Source organism: Frankia sp. CcMO1 (genome assembly GCF_977945845.1).
Genome location: NZ_CDWTMG010000141.1, coordinates 1 through 12,324, shown reverse-complemented (window position 1 = coordinate 12,324; position 12,324 = coordinate 1). Strand labels below are relative to the sequence as shown.

The window sequence follows — 12,324 nt, the reverse complement described above, 5'->3', positions numbered from 1 at the left end:
AGTCGTCGGCAGCGTCAGATGTGTATAAGAGACAGCGTCAGGTCACCCCGCACCACACAACGGATCATGCAATCCGAAAATCACCATCAGATCCACGGCCAACCCCGGGACGTACTTACCAAACAGACCCTAGGCCGTTGACCAGCGTCATCGGCTCAGGTGTGGCAGGCGTGAGGGAACAGGCAGAGGGCTGTGGGCCGGCGGCGAGCTGGATCTGGCGGAAGAGAACCTGCCCGATCTGGAAGGTTCCGGAGTCCGGGAGTCCGGTGGCGACGCGTGTTCCGGAGCAGAGCTGGTCTGCGGTAGTGATGTCGGAGCCTTGGCGTACGACGAGTTGCAGCAGGTCGAACCATAGCGGTCCGACCGAACGCAACTCGTCTATCGGGGAGCCGGCGAACTGCGACACAGCGTAGCGGGCGTCGACCGCTGTTGTGAGCTGGACGATCGACAGGCTGCAGCGTGCGTTGGGGTCGCGCAGGGTGTTCAGGTTGTGGGCGCTGCCGATCGTCGTTACGACGTTCACCTTCGTGCCGGGGTAGGCCGTGCGGAGGAGACCGGCCAGCGCCTCGCCGTACTTGTTGTAGGGGCTGTCCGGCTGACCAGTCATGATCGAGACACTGTCGCATTGGCCTATCGCAGCAATTTTCGGCCCGGATGGTGGGGCGGGGTCGGGATCGCCTCCCGGCCAGGGCGGCCACGTCGTCACCACAACCACGACCACGACCACGACGGCAAGGGTCCGCCGCGGGTGGGCACGAACCCAGTGCCAGACACCCCGCCAAGCGCGAATGACAATAGTGGAGCGGCCACTGTGTGATGGGTCCACAGGCGGAACCGGGCCAGGCCAGGGAGGCTTAGGGAAGGGCGGCGCCTTGCTTGGTTTTTCCCTGCTCTTGCGCAGAGAGTTGATCTTCTTGGTGAGGCGGGTGGTGGCGGCAGGCTCGTCGAGGCCGAACAGGTCCAACGAGACGATCTGGCGGAGCGGATGCGGATCAGGCAGAGGGCAGTCGGTGATCTTGACGGGTATCAGCCTGCTGGCGAAGCCCAGCGGGTCGGCGGCGTGGACGGCGCGCCATTTCGCCTGGACGCGGTCGGAGGTCAGGTAGGCCTCGGAGAGCACGGCGATGGTGCGCGCGGCCTCGGTGACGCCTTGCTGGATGCGGAAAGCCCAGATCGAGCCAGGGATGGAGTCCCAGGCCTGGATCAGTACCCGGTAGCCGGCCGCCTCCAGCTGCCAGGCGATCCACTCCGCCCACTGCTGATCGGCCGCGGTGTAGGAGACGAAGAAGTCCGTCTTCGCCGGCCCCCCGCGGTGTCGTCGTCCGAGGGTTGGATCCCCGTATCCACGCCCATGCCCTACAGCATGCCATCCGGTCACGAACCGCTATAGACCCGCCGTCCCGGATGTGAGTCGAACGCGCGACTCCGCCAGTCTCGGTCCTCAAGGAACGCGGGGAGTGCCGTCCTCGCCCGGATAGCATTTCTTGCCGACTTAAGAAAGGGGCGCTCGGTGGTGATCGACAGCATGAACGCCGAACCGGATGTGGATCCGGTCGATCTGACCGTCGAGGTGGCCGGACCGGACGCGGAGCTGGCCGCGGAACGCGAGCACCTCCGGCGCAGCCGGCGGGCGCTGGCGGGGATGCGGGCCGAGATCGAGGGAACGGAGATCGCCGCGGGCGACGCGGTCGTGGACAAGGTGACGAACGCCTACCTGAAGCTGGCGAAGCAACGGCGGCTCGCCAGCTTCACCGAGCAGGAGGATTCGACGCCGCTGTTCTTCGCCCGGGTCGACTACGGGCCCGACGCGCCCCGGGTCCCCGGCCAGCGATTTTACCTCGGGCGGCGGCACGTGCGCGAGGCTGCCGGGGACGATCCGCTGGTCGTCGACTGGCGCACCGAGGTCGCCCGGCCGTTCTACCGGGCGCATCCGGGCGACCCGATGGGGCTCACGGTCCGACGCAGGTTCGGCTACGACGGGGCGGAGCTCACCGCGTTCGAGGACGAACCGCTCGTCCCCCGCCGCCCGGCGGCGGGAAAGCCGGCGGCGGGAAAGGCACCGGGAGAGGCGACCGGGCCGGCCGGCGGCCTGCTGGACCGGGAGATCGAGCGGCCCCGCACCGGGCCGATGCGCGACATCATCGCGACGATCCAACCCGAGCAGGACGAGATCGTCCGGGCGGATCTCGCCGTGAGCGTGTGCGTCCAGGGCGCCCCGGGGACGGGCAAGACCGCCGTGGGGCTGCACCGGGCCGCCTATCTGCTCTACGCCCACCGCGAGCAGCTGCGGCGCTCCGGGGTACTCGTCGTCGGCCCCAACCGCGCCTTCCTCGGCTACATCGCCGCGGTGCTGCCCTCCCTCGGGGAGTTCACGGTGCGGCACAGCACCCTCGACGACGTGGTGGGCGCGGTCGCCGTGCGTGGCACGGACCCCGACGACGTGGCCGCGCTCAAGGGCGACGCCCGGGTGGCGACGGTGATCCGTCGGGCGTTGCACGGGGCGATCCGCCTGCCCACCCGGCCGGTCTCCGTGGACACCCGGGTCGGCCGGTGGACGGTCGGCGCCGACGAGTTCGCGGACCTGGCCGCCGACCTGATTGCGCAGCTGCGGGCGGGCGCGTTGCGCTACGGCACCGCCCGGGCACGCCTGGCCGGCCGGATCGCCGAGTCTGTCCGCCGCCGGGCCGAGGCGAGCGGACACTTCTTCACCGACGGGGCACTGCGCACCCTCGCCCGCGGCCGGGCCGTCCGCGAGGCCGTCGAGGCGGTCTGGCCGCGGGCCGACGCGCCGGGCCTGGTGCACCGCCTGCTCACCGACCCGGCGTTCCTGGCGTCGGCGGCCAGCGGGGTGCTCACCGGCGACGAACAGCGCCTGCTGCTGACCGGCGCACCGCGAGGCGGGGCCCGGACGGCGCGCTGGTCGCTCGCCGACGCGTTCTGCATCGATGAGGCCCGGGACCTCATCGAGAGCGAACCGGGCTTCGGGCACGTGATCATCGATGAGGCGCAGGGCCTCTCCGCGATGCAGTGCCGCGCGCTCGGCCGCCGCTGCGCGGACGGCTCCGCCACCGTCCTCGGGGACATCGCCCAGGGCACCACCGGCTGGGCCGCGACCTCGTGGCCGACGTTGCTGGCCCATCTCGGCAAACCCACGGCGCACCTGGAGGTGCTGACCCGCGGCTACCGGGTGCCCGCGGAGATCCTCGACTTCGCGAACCGGATCCTGCGCCACATCGCCCCGGATCTGCGCCCGGCGATCTCGGCGCGGACCACGCGCGGCGCGTTGACGACGGCCCCGACCACCCCGGAGGGGCTCACCGCCGCGGTGGTCGACCACACCCGCCGGACCCTGCCCCACCCCGGCTCGCTGGCGATCATCATCGCCGACCGTGAGGTGGCGGCACTCGCGGCGGCGCTGGACGCCGCGCGGCTGCCGATCGTCCCGCTCGACGGGGACACCCCACCCGGGCGGGCCTGCCTCGTGCCCGCCTCGCTCGCCAAGGGACTGGAGTTCGACCATGTCATCGTGGTGGAACCCGCCGCGATCGTGGCGGGTGAGGCGCGGCCGTTGCAGGGGCTGTGCCGGCTCTACGTCGTCCTCACCCGCGCCGTGAGCGCCCTCACCGTCGTGCACGCCGACGCGCTGCCCGTACAGCTGCGGTGAGCGACCTCGCGGGCCCGATCCGGGTGGTTGCCGTGTCGCCACCGGACGAGTGGGAGAAACTGTCGATGTGGCAGATGAACGAAATGTTCTCGGTGGGGAACTGGAGCCCTGCGGCACCGACCCGGTGACCGGCTTCTACCGCGACGGGTGCTGCAGCACCGGTCCGGAGGACCTCGGCAGCCATACCGTGTGCGCGGTGGTCACCACCGAGTTCCTACGGCACCAGCGGCAGGTCGGCAACGACCTGTCGACGCCCCGACCCGAGTATTCCTTCCCCGGCCTGCGCCCGGGTGACCGCTGGTGCGTGGTCGCGGTGCGGTGGCTGCAGGCCTACGAGGCGGGGGCCGCCGCGCCTGTCGTGCTGGCCTCGACGCACGAACGCGCCCTGGAGGTCATCCCGCTGGAGGCGCTGCGCGCCCACGCCGTCGACGTGCCCGCCGACCCACGATCGCTCGGCTGACCTCGGCCGGCCCCGTCAGTCGCCGGCCCCGTCAGTCGATGACCTCGGGTTCGAGGCCCACGGTGAGCCAGTCGGCGTAGGACAGGCGGGTGATCTCCTCGAGGCGGGCGATGTCGTCGACGAAATACGGCAGCACGGCGCGGCGCTGCTCGGGGGTGAGCTTCGGGCGCCCGCCCTTCTGCCGCTGCAACGCGGTGAGCAGCGGACCGCGGAAGGTCCTGCGCACGGGAACCGGGAAGTGATGCCCGATCCGCCCGCCGGTGCGCAGCGCCGCGCGCAGCACGCTGTTCACGGGGGTGTCCGCGACGAACGGCGTGACGTTCTCGGCGGGCACCAGGTCCACCAGACCCGTCTCGACGCCGAGGAACTCGCAGACCCGGTCCAGCGTGGCGGCGGGGGAGTCGCGCAGGTCCCGGTAGCGCAGCAGCAGGACCTGGTCGCGGGAGAACAGGGTGAACAGATGGCTGAGCTGCTCCCCGTACAGGCCTAGGGAGACGCAGTGCCAGAACTGGGCCCAGCCGGCGTCCCGGCGCTCACGCTCCAGGGCACAGGCCTGGACGAAGTCACGTTCCGGCTCCAGCCCCGCCGCCCACAGATGGGTCCAGTTCGAATGCGCGCGGTCGACCGGGTTGCGCAGCATGACGATGATCCGCGCCTTCGGCAGGAACCGCCTGACCCGGTTCTGGGCGTCCAGGTCGTAGAGGTAGAACGGAGTAGCCTCGCCCTTGAGCGTCCCCGCCGGAGCGGCATCGAACAGCGCCTCGTAGTCGGCCCGCCGCCACACGTGCTCCTGGTACGTCTGGGCGTCACCGGGGCCGCCCCGGGCCGGCGGCGGCCCCGGTGACAGGAAGAACTTCGGCTCCTTCGCCGACGGGAGGAACAGCGCCGGGTGCCGGACGAGTGCCGCGTGCAGCGCCGTCGTTCCGGCTTTCGGCACGCCGATCACGAGGAAGTCGGGAAGGGCCATATGACGGGCGCTCCTGGACGGCTGGGGTCGGTGGGCGACTGGGGTCGGCCGCGGGCGGATCCGGCCGTAGGCAGCCCCGGGGCCGGGGCACGCACCTCACATATTCCAGTAATCCGACCGGGGACCTCAAGATGGTAGCGGTCAGGGCGGGACGGCGTGAACGGAACGGAACGTTCGTCATCCTTACCCCGTCGGTAGGGTTGCTGCGTGGTAATGAGCAAACAGCACCTGGTGGCGACGACCGTACCGCTCCCCGGACTGAGGCCCGCCGTGACCGTGGTCGCGCCGCCCGGTGACGGCCCGGGGTACTGGGCCGGCGCGCCGTGCGCCATTATGGTGGATGGCGTATTCTATCTGGCCTATCGGCTGCGCCGTCCCATCGGGATCGGCCGGGGTTTCGGCGTCGTCATCGCCCGCTCCACCGACGGGGAGAGCTTCACCGAGATCGCCGTCGTGCCCCGGGACCCGTTCGGCGCCGAGAGCCTGGAGCGGCCCGCTCTGGTGGTGACCCCGCAGGGATCATGGCGGCTCTATGTGAGCTGCGCGGCTCCGGGCAGCCCGCACTGGTGGGTGGACCTGCTGGAGGCCGACGACCCCGCGGCGTTCGACCCGGCCCGCCGCCGCACCGTCCTGCCCGGAGATCCGGCCAGCCTCGCCGTCAAGGACCCGGTCGTGGTCCATTACGGCGGGCAGTGGCATCTGTGGGCCTCCTGCCACCTGCTCGACGACCCGCTGGCGACGGACCGGATGGACAGCCGCCACGCCACGAGCCCGGACGGCATGACCTGGACCTGGACCGGAACGGCGCTGGCGCCCCGGCCCGGCTGCTGGGACGCCCGCGGCGTGCGGATCAGTTCCGTGCTCACGGGCGGCTCCCAGTCGGTCGCCCTGTACGACGGTCGGGCCACCGCGGCGGAGAACTGGGCGGAACGCACCGGCCTCGCCGTCGGGGTGACCGTCGACCGGTTCCACGCGGTCGGCACCGAGCCGGTCGCGGTCTGTCCGGACGGGGACGGCGCCCTGCGCTACGTCAGCGTGGTCGAGCTCCTGGACGGCGGCCGGCGGCTGTACTACGAGGCCTCCCGGCCGGACGGCAGCCACGAGCTGCGCACGGAGCTGCACCCGGCCCCCTGAGCTGCCCCCGGTGTCCTGAACGCCGTCGTTTTCCCTGGTTGGCGGCGTCTTGGCGGGGGTGCTGCCGGCCTTAGGGAGGGGCCGCGTCCAGGGAGAGGCACGGCGGTGCTCGCGCGACGAGGGCGCGCCCTGCCCGCGGGTTCGGGTCAGGCGATGGCCGTTCGGATGGGTTCGCGGTCAGTCAGGCCCACGCCGCCGCGCGGAGCATCGGTCTCCCCCTTCATCTGACGGAAGATCGAGTCGTTGTCCCAGTACGCGCGTTCGGCGATGATTTTGTCCGGTTCCTGGTCACTGAAGATGTAAAGCACAACGCCTTCGAAATGAACCGGACGACCCTGAGGGGCGATGCCGGCGAACTCGCCCTGATGTGTCCCTGCCAGGGTCACCTCTCGCCAGGAGTAGCCGGGGAGGTCGTATTCTCCGGTGACAGTGACGATGAAGTCCGGTAGGGCAAGAGCGAGCGTTTCGTAGAACTCCTGAACGCCGTTGATTCCTTCGTAGCGGGCGTTTAGCGGGACGACGTCGTAGAAGGCGCGCTTGTCGCGCAGGAAGGTGTCGTAGACCTTCTCCCAATCCTTGGCATTCTCCTGGCGGATGTGCTCCTCGATTGTCGCGCGCTGCCAGGAGATACGCTCCTCGGTGGCAATAGTGGTCATGGTCGTTATTTCCTTGTCCTTCTCGTAGAAGGAGAATTCGTTGCGGATTCATCGTACAACAGGTTTGGGTGCGGAACAGTTCGGCTCTTCGAATTACGGTGCATGTCGTAATTAGGCGGGCACGCGTGGCGGGATGGCTGGAGTTCCGGGATGCGGCCAGCAGGACCGGGTGGACCGGGACGCGGCGTTGCGGCGTCCGCCATGCTGGAGCGGAACGTGCCGCCCGCACCGGTGATGATCGCGACCGTCAGGTCCCTGCGGCCCTTGCCGGCTTCTATCGTGGCGGTGACGCCAGGGCTCGGGGGCGCGCGTGCCCGCGGGTCCGCCCGGTCGGCGGGGGAGGTGGGGGCGGTGCGCGAGATCGCCGGTACCCTGCGCCGGTGGCGGGCGGCGGGCACCGCGTTCGCCGTGGCCACGGTCGTCGATGTCCGGGGCAGCGGGCCGCGCCAGCCGGGTGCGGCGATGGCCGTGGCTGCCGACGGCGAGGTCGTCGGCAGTGTGTCCGGCGGCTGCGTGGAGGGCGCCGTGTACGAGGTGGCCGCCGAGGTGGTCCGCACGGGGGCGCCGGCCTTCGAGACCTACGGGATCTGCGACGACGACGTGTTCGCCGCCGGGCTCACCTGCGGCGGCGTCATCGATCTCGTTGTTACGCCGCACCTGCCGCACCTGCCCGACGGGTCAGATCTGTCGCCCCCACCGGGCCAGCCGGACCTGGGGCCATCGCCGCTCGACGCGGTCCTTGCAGCGATCGCCGCCGACGAGCCGGTAGCCCTGCTGACCGTGGCCGGTGGCGAGCGGCTGGGCAGCCAGGTCGTGGTGTGGCCGGAACGGACCGCCGGTTCGTCGGGTGCGTCCGAGGTGTCCGGGCTCGACGAGGCCGCGGTCGACGACGCCCGTGGCATGCTCGCGGCCGGGCTCAGCGGCCTGCGTCGCTACGGTCTCCACGGGCAGGGGGGTCGCCGCGGGCAGGAGGGCCCTCGCGGGCAGCGGCGACCCGACGCGGTACCGGTGTTCGTCCGTTCGTTCGCGCCCCCGCCGCGGATGCTGGTCTTCGGGGCGATCGACTACGCCGCCGCGGTGGTCCGCATCGGGCGTTTCCTCGGTTACCGGGTGACGGTGTGCGACGCGCGGCCGGTCTTCGCCACTCCTCGCCGGTTCCCTGACGCCCACGAGGTGGTATGCGAGCGACCGGCGGCGTTCCTCGCCCGCACCGAGGTCGACGCGCGCACGGTGATCTGCGTCCTCACCCACGACCCCAGATTCGACCTCCCGGTGCTGCGCGCGGCGCTGCGCTCCCCGGCCGGATACGTCGGGGCGATGGGGTCGCGGCGCACCCACGCCGACCGGCTGCGCCGGCTGCGCGAGGACGGGGTGAGCGAGCCAGACCTGGCCCGGCTGCGCTCACCCATCGGACTGGATCTGGGTGCGCGCACGCCCGAGGAGACAGCCGTCTCCATCGCCGCGGAAATCATCCAGAACCGGTGGGGCGGGAGCGGCCGCCCGTTGCGGGCCACCCGCGGCCGCATCCACGCCGAACCTGGCGAGGCCGGCGAGGCCACGGACGGGTGCACGGGAACAGCAAGATAATCAACGGTGTTGACGAGCATCCGCGTTCAAGATCATAAAAGAACGAGATCATAATCCGACGCCCCGGACGTGATCGATGGTGCCCGAACCGCGGCCGGAGTCAAACTCAGGGGGTGAGACGCCAGGGTCGACGGGGCCGTGGCGGGAGCTGGCCGGAGGGGTGGCGTACGTGCGCATCGCGATGTCGCTGGGGTACAGCGGAGGTTTCGAGGAGACCGTCTCGGGGCTCGCCGACTACGAGAAGGCCGGGCTCCAGGTCATCCAGGTCGCCGAGGCCTACAGCTTCGACGCGGTCAGCCAGCTGGGGTTCCTCGCCGCCCGGACCTCGCGCGTCGAGATCGCCTCGGGGATCATGCAGCTCTACACGCGCACCCCGAGCCTCATCGCGATGACCGCCGCGGGCCTCGACTTCGTCTCGCGCGGGCGGTTCACCCTCGGGATCGGCGCGTCGGGGCCGCAGGTCATCGAGGGTTTCCACGGTGTCCCCTACGATGCCCCGCTGGGCCGGACCCGCGAGACCATCGAGATCTGCCGGAAGGTCTGGCGCCGGGAGGTCCTCGAGTACCACGGCCGTCACTACGACATCCCGCTCGCCGCGGGGCGGGGGACCGGTCTCGGCAAGCCTTTGAAGATCATTAACCGGCCGGTGCGGGACCGGATCCCGATCGTGCTGGCCGCGCTCGGCCCGAAGAACGTCGAGCTCGCCGCCGAGCTCGCCGAGGGTTGGATGCCCGCCTTCTACCTGCCGGACAGCGCGGACGAGGTGTGGGGCGAGGCGGTGCGGGCCGGTACGGCCAGGCGGGACCCGGCGCTCGGCACCCTGGACGTCTGGGCCGGGGCCTCCCTGGCCGTCGGCGACGACGTCACCGCGCTGCGCGACACCGACCGGCCGCAGGTCGCGCTGTACCTGGGGGGCATGGGCGCGCGGGGCTGCAACTTCTACAACGACCTGGCCCACCGCTACGGCTACGCCGCGGAGGCGAAGCTCGTCCAGGACCTCTACCTCGCGGGCCGTAAGGGGGAAGCCGCCGCCGCGGTGCCGGCCGGCCTGCTGGAGAGGCTCTCCCTGATCGGGCCGCGCGGCTGGGTGGCCGAGCGGCTCGCCGTGTTCGCGGAGTCCGGGGTCACGACGCTCGCGGTCAATCCGGTGGCGCCGACACACCTGGAGCGGGTGCGTCTCATCGAGCAGATCCGCGAGCTCGCCGACGGCCTTTGATGGCTCTCCGCCTGAGGCGGGGGATTCCAAGATGACTTTTACGTCACGATAGGGTCATCGGCGTGGGCGGACCGCGGTGGGCGTACCGTGACGGCCCCGCCGTCACCGACGGTCTGACCAACGGTGACACGCGTGAGCAGATCGCGGCGGGTCCAGGGGTGGCGGATCCAGCGGCAGCGGATCTACCGGCGGCCGATCCGTACCCGTCCCGGTCCCGCGGCCGGACCAACGCGCTGTGGACGATCGTCGACCAGGTCGTGTCGAGTGGCACCAACGCGGCGATCAACTTCATCATCGCCCGCCGGGTCGACCCGACCGAGTTCGGTGCGTTCGCGATTGCCTACACGATCTTCGCGATCGTCGTCGGCCTGTCGCGCGCGGCTGCCACGGCGCCCCTGGGGATCAGCTACGCCGCCGCCCCGGCCGCGTTCCGCGCCGCCGCTCGCGCCGCGTCCGGCCTGGCCCTGGTACTCGGTGCCGTCGTGGGCGCCGGCCTGATGGCGGTCGGTAGCGTCCTCGAGGGCGTGGTCGGGACGAACCTGATCGCGATGGGTGTGGTCATGCCGGCCCTGCTGGTGCAGGACGCCTGGCGCTACACGTCGTTCGCCCAGGGACGCCCCCTCCGCGCCGTCGTCAACGATCTCGTCTGGGCGGCCGGGATGGGCGTGGGCATCGTCCTGCTGGCCATTGGCGGGCCGGAGGCGGCCATCGGCGGGCGGGCCGCGGCCGGCGGCGCGCCGGTGATGGTCCTCGTCTGGGGTGCCGCCGCGGCGCTGGCCGCGGTGGTCGGCATCGGGCAGCATCGGGTCTGGCCCGCCCCGCGGCGGGCGCTCGCCTGGTTCGCTGGTCACCGCGAGACGGCCGGCTTCATGACCGCCGAGTTCGTGACGGTCCAGGGGGCGCAGCAGACGTCGATTCTGATCATCGCCGGGATCGGCTCGCCATCGCTCGTCGGTGCTCTGCGCGGTCTGCAGACCCTGCTCGCCCCCACGACGAACCTGGCCGTCGCGTTGATGAGCTTCGCGATCCCCGAGTTCGCCCGCCGCAGGGGCGCCCCGGCCCGTCGGATCATCCGCGCCGCCTACGCCGTGTCCGCGCTGGTGGTTGCCTCCAGCGTGCTGTGGACCCTCATCTTCCTGATCCTCCCCGACGATTTCGGGGCGGCCCTGCTCGGCGACACCTGGAGCCAGACCCGTGAACTCCTTCTCCTCGCGATGATCGCGCAGGCCGGGCCGGCGCTGTCGGTGGGACCGGTCGCCGTGCTCTACGCCTTCGGCCGGACCAGGCTCACCTTCTGGATCAATCTTTTCTTCACGCCCTTCCTGCTCTCCGGCCCGGTCACGGGCCTCCTCCTCGGCGGAGCCAAAGGGGTGATCATCGGTAACGTCATTGTGTTCTGGGCGACGATCCCGCCCTGGATCTACCAGCTCCACAAGCAGACCCGTGCCGTCGGCCGTGAGTGACCTCCCCGTCCGAGCCCGGGCGTGCTACCCGGCGGCGGACGAAGGTGTGGTCCCGGCCGGGGTCATTTCCCTGATCTTGGATCCGGCAGGCATGATGAGCGGGATCTGAGCTGCCGGACCGCACCGGGCCGGCCGTGTGAGGCCTTGGCCTTCCCCGGGAAGGTACGTCGCGGGATCGAGGAGGAGAGGAGGAGTGGCGACCTATCTGCTCGGCCTCGGTTCCGCGGTGTGTTTCGCGGTGGCCGCGGTGATCCAGCAGCGGGTTGCCTTCCGGGCGCCGCCCGATGACGTCCTGCGGCTGCGGCTGCTGCTGTGGTTGGTGCGGCGACCGTGGTGGGATGTCGGGGTCGCCGTCGCGGTGGTCGGCAGTGTGCTGGCCGCGGCGGCGCTGAGCCGGGGCGCGGTGGCCCTCGTCGAATCCCTGCAGATCTGCCAGCTACTGTTCGCCCTGCCGCTCGCCGCCCTGCTGGCGCAGCGGGCGGTGCCGCGCCGCGACTGGGCGGCGGCCGCGGCGACGGCCGGTGGCCTCGTGCTCTTCCTGATCGCCGGAGATCCGCACCCGGGCGATCCGGGGGCCGTTTCGACGTTCGGCTGGGTCCTCACCGGCGCGGTGGCCGGCGGGCTGGTGTGCGGTGCGGTGTGGGGGACGCGGCGGCTCACCGCTGCCCGGCGGGCCCCGATGCTGGCTACGGCCGTGGGCCTGCTGTCCGCGATACAGGCCGCCCTGACCAGCAGCATCGGTCACCTGCTGACCACCCGCGGGATCGATGCGGTCCTGGTGTCCTGGCAGCCCTGGTCGGTCGTGGCCACGGCGATCGTCGGTGCGTTGCTGCTGCAGAGCGCCTACGAGATGGCGCCGCTGCCGGCGTCGCTGCCCGCCGCGGTGAGCAGCGAGCCGCTGGCCGGGGTGGTGATCGGGGTGGCCCTGCTGGGCGGCGACCTGCGGCTGGCGCCCCTCGCGTTGGTCGGTGAGGTGCTCGGACTGGCCGTGATGGTCACGGGTGTCCGCACGTTGGCGACGTCTCCGCTGATCACCGGGCAGATGTCGCGGCTGGTGGCGAGGCAGGCCCAGGGGCGGCTGTCCCGGCTGGAGGAACAGGTGCACCATGACCTGGAGCGGCTGCGCGCCGACCTGCGCCGCAGCCGGCGGGCCGGCGTCCCGGGGCCGGCGTTGCGC

10 protein-coding genes are annotated in these 12,324 nt (G+C 71.4%); 7 read left to right on the top strand and 3 right to left on the bottom strand.

The genetic code is table 11. The features are described 5' to 3' along the window. Positions 1 to 115: 115 nt before the first annotated feature. A complete protein-coding gene (locus tag AC08OU_RS16305) occupies positions 116 to 1,378 on the bottom strand; it encodes a TIR domain-containing protein (protein WP_476605239.1) in 1,263 nt (420 codons plus the stop codon). Between the two features lie 132 nt (positions 1,379 to 1,510). Here AC08OU_RS16305 and AC08OU_RS16300 point away from each other — a divergent pair, with 132 nt between their 5' ends. After that, positions 1,511 to 3,664: a HelD family protein gene (locus AC08OU_RS16300; protein WP_476605238.1), complete on the top strand. Its 2,154-nt coding sequence runs from the start codon at positions 1,511 to 1,513 to the stop codon at positions 3,662 to 3,664. Positions 3,665 to 3,731: 67 nt separating this feature from the next. Further along, entirely contained in the window at positions 3,732 to 4,124 is a 393-nt protein-coding gene (locus tag AC08OU_RS16295; RefSeq protein ID WP_011436808.1) for a DUF2237 family protein, read from the top strand. Between the two features lie 31 nt (positions 4,125 to 4,155). On the opposite strand, the gene AC08OU_RS16290 is transcribed toward AC08OU_RS16295, so the two are convergent. After that, the gene (locus AC08OU_RS16290) at positions 4,156 to 5,091 is read right to left on the bottom strand and encodes a sulfotransferase family protein (protein WP_476605237.1); all 936 of its coding nucleotides are present in this window, start codon (positions 5,089 to 5,091) and stop codon (positions 4,156 to 4,158) included. A 213-nt stretch (positions 5,092 to 5,304) separates the two neighbouring features. Between AC08OU_RS16290 and AC08OU_RS16285 the strand changes: the two genes are divergently transcribed. Beyond that, entirely contained in the window at positions 5,305 to 6,225 is a 921-nt protein-coding gene (locus tag AC08OU_RS16285) for a glycoside hydrolase family protein (RefSeq protein ID WP_476600758.1), read from the top strand. A gap of 146 nt (positions 6,226 to 6,371) precedes the next feature. On the opposite strand, the gene AC08OU_RS16280 is transcribed toward AC08OU_RS16285, so the two are convergent. After that, positions 6,372 to 6,881, bottom strand: coding sequence for an ester cyclase (locus tag AC08OU_RS16280; protein WP_476600756.1), 510 nt, complete (start codon positions 6,879 to 6,881; stop codon positions 6,372 to 6,374). A 201-nt stretch (positions 6,882 to 7,082) separates the two neighbouring features. On the opposite strand from AC08OU_RS16280, the gene AC08OU_RS16275 reads away from it, so the two are divergent. From AC08OU_RS16275 to AC08OU_RS16260, 4 genes are all read left to right on the top strand, one after another. Further along, positions 7,083 to 8,468: an XdhC family protein gene (locus AC08OU_RS16275; protein WP_476605236.1), complete on the top strand. Its 1,386-nt coding sequence runs from the start codon at positions 7,083 to 7,085 to the stop codon at positions 8,466 to 8,468. 169 nt (positions 8,469 to 8,637) lie between these two features. Next, positions 8,638 to 9,684, top strand: coding sequence for an LLM class F420-dependent oxidoreductase (locus AC08OU_RS16270; RefSeq protein WP_476600765.1), 1,047 nt, complete (start codon positions 8,638 to 8,640; stop codon positions 9,682 to 9,684). Positions 9,685 to 9,746: 62 nt separating this feature from the next. Next, the gene (locus tag AC08OU_RS16265) at positions 9,747 to 11,147 is read left to right on the top strand and encodes a hypothetical protein (RefSeq protein ID WP_476600750.1); all 1,401 of its coding nucleotides are present in this window, start codon (positions 9,747 to 9,749) and stop codon (positions 11,145 to 11,147) included. Between the two features lie 193 nt (positions 11,148 to 11,340). After that, positions 11,341 to 12,324, top strand: a 984-nt coding sequence (locus AC08OU_RS16260; protein ID WP_476605235.1) for a DMT family transporter, incomplete at its 3' end; no start/stop codon positions are given.